Annotated in this window: 16 protein-coding genes; 8 read left to right on the forward strand and 8 right to left on the reverse strand. The window is 69.2% G+C overall.

Going from position 1 to position 14,890, the window contains the following annotated elements:
• The coding region (locus AC1DOC_RS01995; protein WP_478129336.1) for a catalase at positions 1–760 on the reverse strand (760 nt) is incomplete at its 3' end.
• Positions 757–924 (reverse strand): hypothetical protein, encoded by a 168-nt coding sequence (locus AC1DOC_RS02000; RefSeq protein WP_012745663.1) that lies wholly within the window; start codon positions 922–924, stop codon positions 757–759. The genes AC1DOC_RS01995 and AC1DOC_RS02000, both read right to left, overlap by 4 nt.
• Before the next feature lie 336 nt (positions 925–1,260).
• Between AC1DOC_RS02000 and AC1DOC_RS02005 the strand changes: the two genes are divergently transcribed.
• A complete protein-coding gene (locus AC1DOC_RS02005) occupies positions 1,261–2,079 on the forward strand; it encodes a transglutaminase-like domain-containing protein (RefSeq protein ID WP_478081201.1) in 819 nt (272 codons plus the stop codon).
• Between the two features lie 22 nt (positions 2,080–2,101).
• Here AC1DOC_RS02005 and ligD read toward each other — a convergent pair whose 3' ends face one another.
• The 3 genes from ligD to AC1DOC_RS02020 form a co-directional block, all read right to left on the reverse strand.
• Entirely contained in the window at positions 2,102–3,010 is a 909-nt protein-coding gene (ligD, locus tag AC1DOC_RS02010) for a non-homologous end-joining DNA ligase (protein ID WP_436287195.1), read from the reverse strand.
• Complete coding sequence (gene ku / locus AC1DOC_RS02015; RefSeq protein WP_478083990.1) at positions 3,007–4,029, reverse strand: non-homologous end joining protein Ku; 1,023 nt, start codon at positions 4,027–4,029, stop codon at positions 3,007–3,009. The genes ligD and ku overlap by 4 nt, the downstream gene beginning before the upstream one ends.
• Before the next feature lie 79 nt (positions 4,030–4,108).
• Positions 4,109–5,122 carry a M14 family metallopeptidase gene (locus tag AC1DOC_RS02020; protein WP_478083992.1) on the reverse strand — a complete coding sequence of 338 codons (1,014 nt, stop codon included), beginning with the start codon at positions 5,120–5,122 and terminating at the stop codon, positions 4,109–4,111.
• Positions 5,123–5,294: 172 nt separating this feature from the next.
• Between AC1DOC_RS02020 and AC1DOC_RS02025 the strand changes: the two genes are divergently transcribed.
• On the forward strand, positions 5,295–5,567 hold the full coding sequence (locus AC1DOC_RS02025; RefSeq protein ID WP_436301283.1) for a hypothetical protein: 273 nt from the start codon (positions 5,295–5,297) through the stop codon (positions 5,565–5,567).
• A gap of 9 nt (positions 5,568–5,576) precedes the next feature.
• On the opposite strand, the gene rpe is transcribed toward AC1DOC_RS02025, so the two are convergent.
• Positions 5,577–6,275 carry a ribulose-phosphate 3-epimerase gene (rpe, locus tag AC1DOC_RS02030; RefSeq protein ID WP_278877598.1) on the reverse strand — a complete coding sequence of 233 codons (699 nt, stop codon included), beginning with the start codon at positions 6,273–6,275 and terminating at the stop codon, positions 5,577–5,579.
• 72 nt (positions 6,276–6,347) lie between these two features.
• Between rpe and apaG the strand changes: the two genes are divergently transcribed.
• The 4 genes from apaG to AC1DOC_RS02050 all read left to right on the forward strand — a co-directional run bounded on the left by apaG (position 6,348) and on the right by AC1DOC_RS02050 (position 11,310).
• Positions 6,348–6,743, forward strand: coding sequence for a Co2+/Mg2+ efflux protein ApaG (gene apaG / locus AC1DOC_RS02035; protein ID WP_012745656.1), 396 nt, complete (start codon positions 6,348–6,350; stop codon positions 6,741–6,743).
• A 126-nt stretch (positions 6,744–6,869) separates the two neighbouring features.
• Positions 6,870–8,843 (forward strand): site-specific recombinase, encoded by a 1,974-nt coding sequence (locus AC1DOC_RS02040; protein WP_478081204.1) that lies wholly within the window; start codon positions 6,870–6,872, stop codon positions 8,841–8,843.
• Positions 8,840–10,111 (forward strand): cation:proton antiporter, encoded by a 1,272-nt coding sequence (locus AC1DOC_RS02045; protein WP_478129337.1) that lies wholly within the window; start codon positions 8,840–8,842, stop codon positions 10,109–10,111. Before AC1DOC_RS02040 ends, AC1DOC_RS02045 begins: the two co-directional genes overlap by 4 nt.
• Positions 10,108–11,310, forward strand: a complete 1,203-nt coding sequence (locus AC1DOC_RS02050; protein ID WP_478129338.1) for a YbdK family carboxylate-amine ligase — start codon at positions 10,108–10,110, stop codon at positions 11,308–11,310. The genes AC1DOC_RS02045 and AC1DOC_RS02050 overlap by 4 nt, the downstream gene beginning before the upstream one ends.
• Here AC1DOC_RS02050 and AC1DOC_RS02055 read toward each other — a convergent pair.
• A complete protein-coding gene (locus AC1DOC_RS02055; RefSeq protein ID WP_478081206.1) occupies positions 11,307–12,284 on the reverse strand; it encodes a GlxA family transcriptional regulator in 978 nt (325 codons plus the stop codon). The two genes, AC1DOC_RS02050 and AC1DOC_RS02055, sit on opposite strands and share 4 nt — an antisense overlap.
• A 103-nt stretch (positions 12,285–12,387) precedes the next feature.
• Between AC1DOC_RS02055 and AC1DOC_RS02060 the strand changes: the two genes are divergently transcribed.
• Both AC1DOC_RS02060 and thiL read left to right on the forward strand, forming a co-directional pair.
• Positions 12,388–13,017, forward strand: coding sequence for an isochorismatase family protein (locus tag AC1DOC_RS02060; RefSeq protein ID WP_436287190.1), 630 nt, complete (start codon positions 12,388–12,390; stop codon positions 13,015–13,017).
• A 25-nt stretch (positions 13,018–13,042) separates the two neighbouring features.
• Complete coding sequence (thiL, locus tag AC1DOC_RS02065; protein ID WP_478083994.1) at positions 13,043–14,002, forward strand: thiamine-phosphate kinase; 960 nt, start codon at positions 13,043–13,045, stop codon at positions 14,000–14,002.
• Here the strand turns inward: thiL and AC1DOC_RS02070 are convergent, their stop codons facing one another.
• A complete protein-coding gene (locus AC1DOC_RS02070; protein WP_478081208.1) occupies positions 14,003–14,713 on the reverse strand; it encodes a DUF3053 domain-containing protein in 711 nt (236 codons plus the stop codon).
• Positions 14,714–14,890: the final 177 nt, after the last annotated feature.

The following is a 14,890-nucleotide window of genomic DNA, read 5'->3' on the forward strand; positions in this document are numbered from 1 at the left end:
GCTTGGGCTTCCAGTGGAACTTCACGAAATGGCTCTCGCCGCGCAGGTTGACGAAGCGGAAGGTGTGCACGCCGAAGCCTTCCATCATGCGCAGGCTGCGCGGAATGGCGCGGTCGCTCATCGCCCACATCAGCATGTGGGTGCTCTCGGGCATGAGCGAGACGAAATCCCAGAAGGTGTCGTGCGCGCTGGCGGCCTGCGGCATCTCGTGGTGCGGCTCGGGCTTCACGGCGTGGATCAGGTCGGGAAACTTCATCGCGTCCTGGATGAAGAACACCGGGATGTTGTTGCCCACGAGGTCGTAGTTGCCTTCGCGGGTGTAGAACTTGACGGCAAAGCCGCGCACGTCGCGCACCGTGTCGGCCGAGCCGCGCGAGCCGGCCACGGTGGAAAAGCGCACGAAAACGGGCGTCTTTGCGTCCGGGTCCTGCAGGAAGTCGGCGCAGGTGAACTGCGACATCGACTTGTAGACCTGGAAATAGCCATGCGCCGCCGAGCCGCGCGCATGCACCGCGCGCTCCGGGATGCGCTCGTGGTCGAAGTGCGTGATCTTCTCGCGCAGGATGAAATCTTCGAGCAGCGTGGGCCCGCGCACCCCGGCCTTGAGCGAATTGTGGTTGTCGGGGATCTGAAGACCCTGGTTGGTCGTCAGATTGGGCGCATGATCGGTTGCGAATCCATCGAGCTGCTGCTGCTTGGCGTTGCTGCCGTCCGTGGCCTTAGAGCGGCGTCCGGCGGCAGCCTTGTTCTGAGGCGTCATCGAGGGTCTTTCATGGGAGGGTCGGCTTCGTTGTCGAGAAAGAGGTCCAGCACGTTCACCAGCGCAATCAGGCAGATGAAGCCCGCCACGGCGGCCACCACCCAGAACAGGATTTCATCCCCCCAAGCACCGGTGAGTGAATCGAACAGCGACGACAGATCCATGATTCGCTCCAGCAGATCAGATTGAACAACTCGATGCTTGCGCTGCGGCCTCCATGAAGCCACGAAAGCGGGTTCGCGGGGGCAGTTGCGAGCGAATCCAAAGGTTATGTTTTTCTCACACTGTTACCCGTAGTGGCGCCTCGCCCGCGCTTGTGGGAGAGGCGGCGTCTACGCGGTAGGAGCGCACCGACAGCGGCTGGCTGCCGCCTACGCGGGCTGGCGTGTCGGCCCGCATCCGCGCCCGGTGCGCAGCCGTAGCATCGAACACGGTCGGCACGAAGCCTGCTTGGGCATTCGTGGACCGAAGCCATTCACACAGGGAAGAAAGAAAGAAACATGCAGATCAAGATCGGTTTCGACATCGAACTCGCCGTCACGGCGCCCACCGCACTGGTCTACATGCTGCATGTCCACCCCTCGCGCGCGGCGGACCTGCAGGACGGCGAGCACGTCACCCTCACGCCGCCGCTGCATACCGACTACTACGTGGACGGCTTCGACAACCATTGCGCGCGCGTGCGCATTCCCGCGGGGGTAGCGAGCGTGCGGCTGCGCAACCATGCGGTGGTGTTCGACCCGGGCTGGGCCGATCCGGTGGACTTCGGCGCCGCCGAGCACGCGGCGGCGGACCTGCCGGTCGCCACGCTGCCTTTCCTGCTGCCGAGCCGCTACTGCGAGGTCGACAGCGAACTGCTCGCCTTCGCCTGGAGCAACTTTTCCAGCGTGGCGCCGGGCTGGCACCGCGTGCAGTCCATCTGCGATTTCGTGCACGAGCACCTGCGCTTCGACTACCAGAGCGCGCGCGCCACGCGCACCGCGCTCGAGGGATTCCGCGAGCGCACGGGCGTGTGCCGCGACTTCGCCCACCTGGCGATCACGCTGTGCCGCTGCATGAACATTCCCGCGCGCTATGCCACCGGCTACCTGGGCGACATCGGCATTCCGCCCGTGCCCTCCCCGATGGACTTCAGCGCCTGGTTCGAGGTGTACCTGGGCGAGCGCTGGTACACCTTCGATGCGCGCCACAACGTGCCGCGCATCGGCCGCATCGTGATTGCGCGCGGACGCGACGCGGCCGACGTGCCGATCACCATGGTGTTCGGCGCCAACTCGCTCAAGCGCTTCGAAGTGACGACCGAGGAAGTGCCGCAGTAGGCCCGCGGCCCCGCTCACGCAGTCACTCAGGCAGGAAGCCGAGCATCTGCATCGCGGCGCGCAGGCCGGTGCGGCTGCGCTCCATCGCGTCCCAGGGCGTGTTGCCGGTGGCCAGGCGCGGGCCGATGTTCGCCACCGTCCAGTGGGCGGCGCTGTCCAGGTCGGGCAGCTCTTCCCAGGCGAGCGGCACCGACACGCCCATGCCCGGCCGCGCGCGCGCCGACCATGCGCTCACGGTGGTGGCGCCGAAGCCGTTGCGAAGGTAGTCCGCGAAGATCCGGCCCACGCGGTTGCGCGGCCCGCTCTTGGCCACGAAGCGCTCKGGCACGGTGCGCGCCAGGTGCTCGACGATGGCCCGCGAGAAGCCGCGCACCTCGTCCCAGCCGAACTGGCGCCGCAGCGGCACCACCACGTGCAGCCCCTTGCCGCCGCTGGTCTTGAGGAACGACGGCAGGCCGAGCTCGTCGAGCAGCACGCGCACCAGCAGCGCCGCCTCCTGCATCTGCTGCCAGTCGATGCCTTCGCCGGGATCGAGGTCGAAGGTCATGCGGTCGGGCTTGCCGAGGGCGCGCGAGGTGGCGTTCCAGGTGTGCAGCTCGACGGTGTTGAACTGCGCCGCGCCGACCAGCGCCTCGGCGGTGTCGATCTGCAGCAGCGGGTCGTGGCCCGGGTCGAGCGCGGGATCGAGCAGCTTGATGCCCGCGATGTCGCTGTGCTGCGCATGCTTCTGGAAGAACAGCTCGCCGCCCACGCCGTCGGGCGCACGCACCAGCGCCACCGGGCGCCCTTCGAGGTGCGGCAGCATCAGCGGCGCCACGCGCGCGTAGTAGGCCGCGAGATCGCCCTTGGTGAGGCCGCTGGCGGCGTCGATCAGGCGCTCCGCGTGGGTGATGCGCGGCGCCTTCTGCGCCGTGGCCATGCGCGCGCTCATGCCGCGCGGCGCCGGGCGGTGGCGCTCTTGGCCGGAGTGCGCTTGCGCGCGGCGCCGCTACTGCTGCTTTTTGCGGCGGTCTTGCCGTGGGCCCGGGGCTTGGCCTTGGACCTCGGTTTGGTTGCCGCGGGCGCCTCTTCTTCTTCATCGCCGCTGTCTTCGCCGGCCGCGGCCGCCTTGCCGCCGCCACCGCCCTTGCGCAGGCTGCGCTGCAGCAGCTCGGTGAGGTCGATGATCTTCGCGCCGCGGCTCTCCAGCGCCTGGCCCTCCTCGGGCTCGATCTGCGTCACGGTCTCGGTCTGGCCCGCGGCCACCTTGCGGTCGACCAGGCGCAGGATCTCGTCCTTGAACTCGTCCTTGTAGTCGTCCGGATCCCACTCGGCGCTCATGTCCTCGACCAGCTGCTCGGCCATCTTGATCTCGTGCTCGCGCAGCCCCGCCTTCTTCGCGTCTTCCGAGGGCAGCGGCAGTTCGGTCCAGGGCCGGATGTCGGCGCCCCAGCGCAGCAGGTTCAGCACCAGCCCCGGGCCCACGGGCACGAGCGCGGCCAGGTGCTGCTTGGTCTGGATCACCACGCGCGCCACGCCGATGCGCTGGGTGCGCTGCAGCGTCTCGCGCAGCAGCGCGTACACCTTGGTGCCGCGGTTGATGGGCGCCACGTAGTAGGGCCGCTCGAGGTAGACGAAGGGAATGCCGTTGGCGGGCACGAAGCTCTCGATCTCGATGGTCTGCGTGGTCTTGGGATAGGCGTCGGCAATCTCCTTGTCGCTCAGCACCACGTATTCGCCGTCTTCGTACGCGATGCCCTTGACGATGTTCTCGCGCGCGATCTCCTTGCCGGTCTTCTTGTTGATGCGCTTGTAGCCGACCGGGTCCATCGTGCGCTTGTCGAGCCAGTCGAAGTCGATGCCGTGGTCGGTGGTGGCCGAGTACAGCGCCACCGGGATGTGGACGAGGCCGAAGCTGATCGCGCCCTTCCACAGGACGCGCGGCGCGGGGGCTTTTTTCGAGACTGCCATGGACACACTCCTTCAGCCTCGAGACTCTGCGCCCCGGGCCGCTCGGCGATGTAGGAGCGCGGCGGCGCCTGCCGTAGGTTCAGGCGGCGCGGACGGCGGCCACGGACCCGAGCACGCGCTCGCTCGGGCGCGCGAAGTAGAACCATTCGGCGCCGGGCAACGCCAGCGCGTTGGGAAAGACGATGAAGCCGTCGTCCGGCGCGCTCACCAGCGTGCCGTCGCGGCGCATGCCGATGGGTTCGCCGCGCTGCACCGCATCGAAGGTGGCCCAGTCGCGCACGAAGCTGTCGTCCTCGTGCAGCCGGTCGGTCACGCTCGCCAGGCGCAGCAGCCGGGGCGGCGCGGGCGGCGTGCCCGCCAGGCCCTGTGGCAGCGCCGCCATGCCGAGCAGCGCGAGCGCGCGGCGGATGGCGCGCCAGGCCACCTCGGGCGCCTTCGGGTCCCGGTGCTGGCCGCATTCGAGCGTGACGCCGTAGCCGCCGCAATTGCGGATGTATTCGTTGGTGCCGCGGCCGAAGTCGATCGCGTCCTCGCCCACCGCGATGCCGGCGGAGCGCTGCGCGAGCCCGGCGGCATAGATGTCGAGCCAGCCCTCCACCACGATGGGCGTGCCCAGGTGCAGCGCAAGCAGCCCTTCCTCGCTGGCGCGTGCAAAGGGCTCGAGCGTTCCGGCGTTGTCGCGCGGGCCGATCATCGCGAAGGCCTCGCCCTCGCTCTGGAAGGAGTGCAGGTCGAGCAGCACGTCGTGCCGCTCGATGATGGGGCACAGCACGTTGGTGACCCGGTCTTCGTAGTCCGCGGGCGCAGCGCTCGGCTTGAACAGGCGGTTGAGGTTGCGCTCGCCTTCGCGCTGCAGGCGCCGCCGCGCCAGCGGGTTGGCAACGGGCACCAGCGTGAGCTGCCCGCGCCGCAGCCGGAAGGTGCCGCCGTCGAGCTCGGCCAGCACGCGCTCGATGCCCGCGGTGCCGCAGGTCTCGTCGCCATGCACGCCGCCCAGCACGAGCAGCCGCGGGCCCGGCTCCAGCGCGGCGAAGGTATGGATGCGCAGGTTGTCGGTGGCGGCAGCAGCGGCGGCAAGAGGATCGGAGGACATCCGGGCGATTATTGCGGAGGCCTTCCCCTGCGCGCAAAGACGCTACTCGTTTCATAGCGGCGCGCCGTGCCTACAGGGCATGCCTGGGCTGTCCTACCGGCTGCGGGCGGCGCGCCATGCAGGCTCGGTCGTGGATGCACACAGACACCGCAGCAAAAAGGAACCGAGCGCCATGAGCAGCACCAAGCCCCGTACCAAGGATCCGGCCGACCCGAGCGACCCGCTGCGGGACGCCGGCGGCGGCGACACCAAGACCCGGCAGGGCGGCGATTCGGCGCCGCGCCTGCCGCACGAGCGCGACGAGTCTTCCGACAGCCAGCAAACGCCGAACGGAAAGCCGCCCGAGATCGGCCGCAAGGGCCACGAGGACATCGAACGCGGCAGCGTGGACACCGACCGCGGGCCGGTCACGGACCGCGTCTACAACGACAAGGTCAAGCGCTGAGCCGGGGTTTTATTTGCCGACCACGCCTGCCAGCTGGTCGCGCATGGCCGAGATCACCGCCGCGTAGTCCTTGGCATTGAAGATCGCGCTGCCCGCCACGAAGGTGTCGGCACCGGCCGACGCCACGCGCGCGATGTTGTCCACCTTGATGCCGCCGTCCACCTCCAGCCGGATGTCGCGCCCGCTCTGCTCGATGCGCTTGCGCGCGAGTTCGATCTTGCGCAGCGCCGAATCGATGAAGCTCTGCCCGCCGAAGCCGGGGTTCACCGACATGATCAGGATCAGGTCGATGTCGTCGATGGCCCAGTCCAGCGCCTCCAGCCCCAGCCCCGGGTTGAACACCAGCCCCGCCTTGCAGCCCGCGCCCTTGATGGCCTGGATGCTGCGGTTCACGTGCGGCGAGGCATCGGGGTGGAAGCTGATGTAGTCGGCGCCCGCTTCCGCGAAGGAGGCGGCCAGCGCGTCGACCGGCTGGATCATCAGGTGCACGTCGATCGGCACCGCCTCGCCGTCGGCCGTCTTGGCATAGGGCTTGAGGGCCTTGCAGATCATCGGGCCGAAGGTCAGGTTGGGCACGTAATGGTTGTCCATCACGTCGAAATGGATCCAGTCGGCGCCGGCGGCGATGACCTTGGCCAGTTCGTCGCCCAGATGGGCGAAATCGGCCGAGAGAATGGAGGGGGCGATGCGGAACGGCGTGCTGCTCATGCCCCCGATTGTCGCAGCCGGCGGAAAACCCGGAAAGCAGTGCAAGAGAAGGCTCCAGTTACCATCGCGCGCATGCCGCACAGCCCCATCCGCGTCCAGGTCGAACCGCGCTATCTCGCAGACCAGTCCTCGCCCAAGGACAAGATCTACACCTTTGCCTATACCGTCACCGTGACCAACGAGGGCGAGACCAGCGCCCAGCTCATCGCCCGCCACTGGCTCATCAACGACGCCTCGGGCCATGCGCAGGAGGTCAAGGGCCTGGGCGTGATCGGCCAGCAGCCGCTCCTGGCGCCCGGCGAATCGTTCCGCTACACCAGCGGCTGCCGCCTGCAGGCGCCCAGCGGCACCATGCACGGCAGCTACTTCATGGTGACGGAAGACGGCGAGCGCTTCGACGTGCCGATTCCGATGTTCGTGCTGGAGGCGGACATCGGCGGGGCGCCCGTTTCACGCGTACTGCACTAGCACTCCCCCAGGCTCCGCGCACTTCGTGTCGCTTCTCCCTCCCCCTCACCGGGGGCAACACCTGAGGCCCGGCGGAGCCGGTTCCTCGGTGTTTCTGGTATTTGGTTCTCCTTTTTAAGTTTTTTCATGGCTGCTGCATCGCTTGACCTGCAGGGGCTGCTGGCCCGGCTTGATCCGACGGCGGATGTGGCGCAGCGCCACATCTGGCTGATCGACGTCTTCGACTGGCTGCGCGGCGACCGTGCGTCGCCGCAGGCGGCGGTGGGGCGGGTGTCGCTGCTGCTCGACGCGGTCGAGGCGCGGCCCGAGCTGCGCGGGCGGCTGCGTGCATGGTGGCGCGCCTTCACGCAGGCGGTCGACCTGACCACGCTGCTCGCGGACTACGGCTTTGCGCCGCGCACCGCCTTCGTGAGCGAGCTCACCGAACGGCTGCGCCGCAAGATCCTGCCCGGCACGCCCGAGACCACCGACGCCTCGGACCTGTTCCGCATGGTGCTGCCCGGCGCGTTCGACGCGGGCTGGATCGCATTGCTCGACGACGCACAGCTCGCGCGCATCGGCAATCTGCTGGCCGACGCCGCACTCGACGACATCGATGGCGCTCCGCGCTGGCGCCACACCGTGATGGACGCCGTCACCTACTGCAGCAGCCAGGTGGTGGCGGCCGGCTTCTCGCCCGAATTGCGGCTGCGCATGAGCGCGGCGAGCGAGAGCCGCGCCTTCCATGCGCTGATGTCCGATCTCGACGCGTTGCGCGAGCAGATGTTCCGGGCACCCCGCGACGAAGACGCGCTGCAGGCCGCGTTCCTGGCCTTCCGCGACCGGCTCGACGCCTGCCGCGCCAGCGCCTCCTCGGTCTACACGCACCTGGAGGACAACGGCATCTCGGTCGGCCTGGTGTTCCGGCTGCGCCAGCTGCGCGAGCGGGTGCTGCGCATCCGCGAGCTGCTCGACTGCCTGATCTCGCCCGCACCCGCGCCCAGCGTGGCGCGGCTGGTGGGCCGGCTGGTGCTGGCCGGCGGCGAGCGCAACAGCATCCGCGCGCTGATCGCGTCGAATTCCTCGATGCTCGCGGCCAAGGTGACCGAGCGCAGCGCCGAGACCGGCGAGCACTACATCACGCGCGACCGCGCCAGCTACCTGCAGATGGTGCGCAAGGCCGCGGGCGGCGGCGCGCTCACTGCGCTGACGGTGCTGCTCAAGTTCGGGATCTATTCGCTCGCGCTGTCGGCCTTCTGGAGCGGGCTCTGGTCGGGACTGATGTATGCCGCGAGCTTTGTCGCGATCCAGCTGCTGCACCTGACGCTGGCCACCAAGCAGCCCGCGATGACGGCGCCCGCCATGGCAGCGCGGCTGCGCGACATCAAGACCGATGCCGCGGTGGCCGATTTCGTCGACGAAGTGGCCAACCTGGTGCGCTCGCAGGTGGCGGCCGTGCTGGGCAACGTGGGGCTGGTGGTGCCCGCGATGCTGGCGCTCGCCCTGCTGGTGCAGTTCGCGCTCGGCCGGCCGCTGCTGGACACCGCGCATGCCGCGGCCACGCTGCAATCGCTCTCGCTGGCGGGCCCGACCGCGCTCTTCGCGGCCTTGACCGGCGTGCTGCTGTTCGCGGCCAGCATCGTCGGGGGCTGGACAGAAAACGCCTTTGTCCTGCATCGCCTGGACTCCGCCATGCGTTACAACCCTCGCATCGGCGCTTTTCTGGGTGCCGCCCGCGCCCGCCGCTGGGCCACCTTCATGCGCACGCACATATCGGGCTTTGCCTCCAACATCTCGCTCGGGCTCATGCTCGGACTGCTGCCCGCATTCGCGGGTTTCTTCGGGCTCGGGCTGGACGTGCGCCACGTGACACTGTCGGCCGGGCAGATCGCGGCGGCCGCGGCCTCCACGGGCATGGCGGTGCTCCAGCAGCCCGCGCTGTGGTGGGCGGTGGCGGCTATTCCCGTGATCGGCGCGCTCAATGTGAGCGTGAGTTTCTATTTCGCATTCCGGCTGGCGCTGCGCGCGCACAGCGTCAGCCTGGGTGACCGCGCACGCATCCGCAGCGCCATCTGGGCGCGCTGGCGCAGCCGGCCCATCAGCTTTTTTCTACCTGCATGAATTTGACGAATCTCATCAACGATCTGCTGGGCTTCTGGTCCGAGTGGCTGCGCCCTTCGGCCGGCCTGCCCACGGTGCTGTGGTCGCTGCTGCTGGCCGCGGCGGCGGCCTCCGGCCACCTGGTGCAGCGCTACCTGGGCCTGCCCAAGGTGGTGGGCTATTCGATGGTCGGCGCGGTGGCCGGCCTGGCCGGTTTCGAAGGCGCGATCTGGCCGCTGCGCGGCATCAGCCTGTTCCTGCTGGAGCTCGGCGCGGCCGTGGYGCTGTTCGAGGCCGGCGGCCGGCTGCCGCTGCGCTGGTTCCGCCACAACCCGATGGTGCTGGTGCAGAGCCTGCTCGAGGCCACGCTCACCTACTTCGGCGTGTTCTGGATGCTGCAGCTGCTGGGCCTGCCCGATCCGGTGGCCAACCCCATCGCGCTGATGGCCATCGTCGCCTCGCCGGCGGTGCTGAGCCGCGTGATCATCGACACCCGCGCCTCGGGGCCGGTGACCGAGCGCGCCATGACGCTGGCCACGCTCAACACCTTCTATGCGCTGGCGCTCGGCTATGCACAGGCCGGCCTGATCGAACGGGCGCCGCAGACGCTGCTGCAGAAGCTCTATCCGGTGGCGGTGGTGCTCGGCCTGTCGTTCGTGGTTGGTGCCATCCTCGCGCTGGCGCTGCGCACGGCGCTGCGCTTCATGAGCCCGACGAGCGAGAACACCTCGATCCTGCTGCTCGCGCTCATTGCGGCCGCCAGCGCGCTCACGGCCCACGTCGGCGGCTCGGCGCCGCTGGCCGCGCTGATCGGCGGAGTGCTGCTCAAGACGCTGAATCCCAAGCCCTGGGCCTGGCAGCGGCAGCTCGGCACGGCCTCGTCGCTGCTCACCATGCTGATGTTCGTGCTGGTGTCGATCGTGGCGGCGCAGGCCGACTGGACGCTGCCCGTGGCCAGCGTGGTGCTGGCGGTGATCGGCATCCGCCTGTTCGCCAAGATCGCCGGCGTGGCCATTGCCAACCCGGGCAGCGGCGCGAGCTGGAACCAGGCCTTCTGGGTGGGCTGCGCGATGTCGCCGCTGTCGTCGATCGCGCTGCTCATCGCCTCCAACTTCACCACCGCGTCGCCGCTGCTCGGCACCATGATCACGCAGGTGGCCCTGCCCTCGATTCTCCTGATGGAAGTGATGGGCGCCGTGCTCGCCACCGTGGCCATCCACGCGGTGGGCGAAAGCTCGGTGCCCTGGACCCCACAGGCCTTCAGCACCACGGAGGACACGCAGCGATGACCGCGGCCATGCCTTTGCCCGACAGCGACGACTTCCGCTCGCCCGCCCTGCCCGCGGACCCCGCGAGCCGCGTGGTCAAGCTCGAGCCCTTCAACCGCTCCGAAGCGCTGTCGCTCGGCGTGGAGCTCGAACTGCAGCTCGTCAACACGCACGACTACGACCTGGCGCCCTATGCCGAGGACATGCTGCGGCTGATGGCGCAGACGCCGCTGCCCGGCAGCGTGGTGCCCGAGATGACCTCGAGCATGATCGAGATCTCCACCGACATCTGCCATTCGGCGCAGGACGTGATCACGCAGCTCTCGCCGATCCGCGAGGCGCTCATCAGGAACGCCGACAAGCTCAACATCGCGGTGGTGGGCGGCGGCACGCATGCCTTCCAGCAGTGGCACGAGCGGCGCATCTACGACAAGCCGCGCTTTCGCGAGCTGTCCGAGCTGTACGGTTACCTGAGCAAGCAGTTCACCATCTTCGGCCAGCACGTGCACATCGGCTGCCCCGATGCCGATTCGGCGCTCTTGATGCTGCACCGCATGTCGCGCTACATCCCGCACTTCATTGCGCTGTCGGCCTCGTCGCCGTTCGTGCAGGGGCAGGACACGCAGTTCGACTCGGCCCGGCTCAACTCGGTGTTCGCGTTTCCGCTCTCGGGCCGCGCGCCCTTCACGCTGAGCTGGAAGGAGTTCGAAGCGTACTTCGAGCGCATGACCCGCACCGGCGTCGTGCGCAGCATGAAAGACTTCTACTGGGACATCCGGCCCAAGCCCGAGTTCGGCACCATCGAGATCCGCGTGTTCGACACGCCGCTCACCGTCGAGCGCGCGGCCGCGCTCGCGGGCTACGTGCAGTCGCTGGCCGCATGGTTCCTGCAGGAGCAGCCCTTCGAGCCGACCGAGGACGACTACCTCGTCTACACCTACAACCGCTTCCAGGCCTGCCGCTTCGGGCTCGATGCGGTATACGTCGACCCGGCCAGCGGCCAGCACATGCCGCTGCGCGACCACATCCTCATGACCATGACGCAGCTCGAATGGCACAGCGAGGCGCTCAACGCCACGCAAGCGCTCGGCGAGCTGCGCACCAGCGTGGAAGCCAACCGCAACGATGCGCGCTGGCTGCGCGAGAAGCAGGGCAAGGAGCGCCTCTTGGCCGAGGTAGTGCGGCAGGCGGCGCTGCGCTTTCGCGGCGGCGGAGCCTAGGCGGCCACCGCCTCCTGCGAGAACTGCCTGCGGTAGGCCGTGGGCGACACCTTGAACGCCGCCGCGAAGTGCTTTCGCAGCGACACCGCCGAGCCGAAGCCGACGTCGGTGGCCACGCGTTCCACCGGCCGGTCGGTGGTCTCCAGTAGCCGCTGCGCGAGCGCAAGCCGCTGGTTCTGCAGCCATTGGCCGACGGTGGTGCCGGTGGCCTCGCGAAAGCGCCGCGTGAAGGTGCGCCGGCTCATCAGTGCGCGCCGCGCAAGGCTGTCGAGCTCGTGCGGGCTCTGGAGGTGGCGGCCCAGCCATTCGAGCAGCGGCGCAAGGCGATCGCCCTCGGCCGCGGCGGGCATCGGCTGGCGGATGTACTGCGCCTGTCCGCCCTGCCGGTGCGGCGCCACCACCATGCGCCGCGCGGCGCGGTTCGCCGCCTCGGCGCCATGGCGCACGCGCAGCAGGTGAAGGCAGCAGTCGATGCCCGCGGCCGTGCCGGCGGAGGTGAGCACGTCGCCGTCGTCGACATACAGCACCTCGGGCTGCAGCCTGACCTTCGGATATTGCCTGGCAAAGGCTTCGGCCAGGTTCCAGTGCGTGGTGGCCGGGCGGCCATCGAGCAGGCCCGCCTCGGCCAGCACGAAGGCGCCCAGGCACAGCCCGACCACGATGGCGCCGCGCCGGTGCGCCGCCTGCAGCGCGCGGATCAGCGCCGGCGGCGCGGGCCGGCCGTCGTCGCACCATGAGGGCACGATCACGATCTGCGCACGCCGGATCGCCTCGAGCCCGTGCGGCACCCCGAGCGTGAAGCCCGCATTGGTCTGCAGCGGGCCCGGCTCGGTGCCGCACACCTGCAGGCGAAAACGCGGGTCGCCCGCTTCCGTGCGGTCTTCGCCGAACACCATGCACGGCACCGACAGGTGAAAGGGGCTGATGCCGTCGAAGGCGACGACGGCGATGGTTTCCCGGGTTTTTCGAGCCATGGCCCGATTTTATCGATGAATGGCTTTCGGGCCACTTTCTGGCGAAGGCTCCAGCGCGAACAATCGGGCCATCCCAACCACTTGCAACACGGAGCCACCCACCATGAGCAACCACCCCGCCCCGCGCCGCGCCCTCGTCGTGATCGACGTGCAGAACGAATACTTCGAAGGCGGCGGCCTGCCCATCGAGTACCCGCCGGTCGAAAGCTCGCTGCCGAAGATCGCGCAGGCCATGGACGCCGCGCGCGCGGCCGGCACGCCGGTGGTCGTGGTGCAGCACCACGCACCCAAGGGCGCGCCGGTGTTCCAGGCCGACGCGCACAACGGCCAGCTGCATCCGGAAATTGCGAGGCGGCCGCGCGACCACCTCATCACCAAGACCTTGCCGAGCGTGTTCACCGGCACCGACTTTGCCGACTGGATCGCGCGCCACCAGATCGACACGCTCAGCGTGGTGGGCTACATGACGCAGAACTGCGATGCCTCCACCGTGTTCGAGGCCATGCATCGCGGCCTCAACGTGGAGTTCCTTTCGGACGCGAGCGGCGCGCTGCCGTACTCGAATGCGGCCGGACAGGTCAGCGCCGAGGAAATCCACCGCGTCTTCAGCGTCGTGTTCCACAGCAACTTCGCGGCCGTGGCAAGCACCGAGGCCTGGATTGCCGCGCTGCAGGCGGGCCAGCCGATCGAGAAGGACAACGTGGTGATGTCGAACCGGCGCGCGCGGGGGTGAGCGGTTCAGCGCTTATGCTCGCCCCATGGGTGAATTCGACCTGATCACACGCTACTTCCAGCGCCCCGCCAAGCGTTCCCCGCTCGGCGTGGGCGACGACTGCGCATTGCTCGCGCCCGCGCCCGGCATGCAGCTTGCCGTGTCCTGCGACATGCTGGTCGAGGGCCGGCACTTTCTGTCGACCGTCGATCCCGCGCGGCTCGGCCACAAGGCGCTGGCGGTGAACCTCAGCGACCTGGCGGCCTGCGGCGCAAAGCCGCTGGCCTTCACGCTCGCGCTCGCGCTGCCCGGTGTCGACGAGCCCTGGCTCGAAGCCTTTTCGCGCGGCCTGTTCGCGCTGGCCGACGAGCACGGCTGCGAGCTCGTGGGCGGCGACACCACGCGCGGCCCGCTCAACATCTGCATCACCGTGTTCGGCGAAGTGCCGGCCGGCGCGGCGCTGCTGCGCTCGGGCGCGCACGCGGGCGACGACATCTGGGTCAGCGGCACGCTCGGCGACGCGCGGCTCGCGCTCGAGGCGTTCCGCGGCACGCTCTCACTGCCCGCCGACGTGTTCGCGCAGGCGCGCAGGCGCATGGAGCAGCCCACGCCGCGCGTGGCGCTGGGGCAGGCGCTGCGGGGCAAGGCTTCTGCGGCGGTGGACGTGAGCGACGGCCTCGTGGGCGACCTGGGCCACATCCTCGCGTCGAGCAAGGTGGGCGCCACGCTCGATGCCGATGCGGCCACCGGCGTGATCGCCGCGGCCGCGTCCTGCGGCCTCGGCACCGAGATCCTGCGCACCTGCGCGCTTTCAGGCGGCGACGACTACGAGCTGGTCTTCACCGCACCGCCCGCCGCGCGCGCCGCGGTCGAACAGGCCGGCAGGGAAAGCGCCACGCGCGTGACGCGCATCGGCCGCATCGACGCCGAAGCCGGCCTGCGCATCGTGGACGCCGGCGGCGCACTGGTGGCGCAGCGCTTCGGCTCCTTCGACCACTTCGTCTGATCAGGACCCTCGGACCATCGCCTGCATCTTGGCTTGGGCGGCATTGATGTCCTTCGACTGGCCATTGAGCTCCTGCAGCATCTTGTTGAGCTGCGCCTGCACGGCCGGATCGCTCACGCTGACCGACGAGCCCGAGACCTGGATCTTCGACTTGTTCTGCTCGAGGTAGTCGCCCACCGCGAGCGCGCCGTCGAACACCTTGTCGAGGGCAGGGAACACCTCCTTGAAGGTGGCGGCCGGCGCCGAGACGGTCTTCTCGTAGGCCTTGTCGTAGACCTGCTTCAGGTCGTCGGGCTGCTTGAGCTTCGCGTGCGCGGCATCGGCCTTGGCCAGTTCCTGGTCGAGCGCGTTGCGCAGGCCGCCCAGGCCGTCCTTGGCGGCCTTGAGGTCGTCGCGCCGCGACGCCAGGTCGGCAATCGAGCGCAGCGCGCCCTTGGCCATGACCTGGCCCATCGGCTGGCTGACCGACTTGTTCATGCCCTCGTTGAAGTCGGCGATCACCGCGTAGTGCTGCGCATAGTCGCCGAAGGAGGCCTTCTCGTCGGCCGTGGGCGTGGGCACGCGCAGGCCGGGCTTGTCGAGCACGCGGGCCTGCAGGAAGCCGATGAAGGCGGTGCGCTGCTCGGCCTCCTTGCTGCCGCAAGCCGCGAGCAGGAAGCTGAACGCAAGGCACAGCCACAACGCGTTGAAACGGACCCGGGTTCTTTTCATGATGCAGATGCCTTCGCGCTTGGATGAACCGCCGAGCATACGATGGCCCTCATCGGCGGCGCGCGGCAACGAAGCGCGCCACCAGCCACGCCGCCAGCGCGGGCGCGATTGCGAAGCTCGCAAACAGCCAGGCCGCGGCGGAGCGCGCGCCCGCCGCGCCGCCGGGCTCGCTGAGGC

The sequence above is a fragment of the Variovorax sp. 01T439_2 genome, assembly GCF_056398445.1.

Coding starts and splice junctions, on each gene's coding strand:
- rpe (WP_278877598.1), bottom strand. CDS start 6,275: ATGAGCAGCACGCCGTTCCGCATCGCCCCCTCCATTCTCTCGGCCGAT.
- AC1DOC_RS02040 (WP_478081204.1), top strand. CDS start 6,870: ATGGCTGCTGCATCGCTTGACCTGCAGGGGCTGCTGGCCCGGCTTGAT.
- AC1DOC_RS02055 (WP_478081206.1), bottom strand. CDS start 12,284: ATGGCTCGAAAAACCCGGGAAACCATCGCCGTCGTCGCCTTCGACGGC.
- AC1DOC_RS02025 (WP_436301283.1), top strand. CDS start 5,295: ATGAGCAGCACCAAGCCCCGTACCAAGGATCCGGCCGACCCGAGCGAC.
- AC1DOC_RS02005 (WP_478081201.1), top strand. CDS start 1,261: ATGCAGATCAAGATCGGTTTCGACATCGAACTCGCCGTCACGGCGCCC.
- ku (WP_478083990.1), bottom strand. CDS start 4,029: ATGGCAGTCTCGAAAAAAGCCCCCGCGCCGCGCGTCCTGTGGAAGGGC.
- thiL (WP_478083994.1), top strand. CDS start 13,043: ATGGGTGAATTCGACCTGATCACACGCTACTTCCAGCGCCCCGCCAAG.
- AC1DOC_RS02000 (WP_012745663.1), bottom strand. CDS start 924: ATGGATCTGTCGTCGCTGTTCGATTCACTCACCGGTGCTTGGGGGGAT.
- apaG (WP_012745656.1), top strand. CDS start 6,348: ATGCCGCACAGCCCCATCCGCGTCCAGGTCGAACCGCGCTATCTCGCA.
- AC1DOC_RS02020 (WP_478083992.1), bottom strand. CDS start 5,122: ATGTCCTCCGATCCTCTTGCCGCCGCTGCTGCCGCCACCGACAACCTG.
- AC1DOC_RS02050 (WP_478129338.1), top strand. CDS start 10,108: ATGACCGCGGCCATGCCTTTGCCCGACAGCGACGACTTCCGCTCGCCC.
- AC1DOC_RS02070 (WP_478081208.1), bottom strand. CDS start 14,713: ATGAAAAGAACCCGGGTCCGTTTCAACGCGTTGTGGCTGTGCCTTGCG.
- AC1DOC_RS02060 (WP_436287190.1), top strand. CDS start 12,388: ATGAGCAACCACCCCGCCCCGCGCCGCGCCCTCGTCGTGATCGACGTG.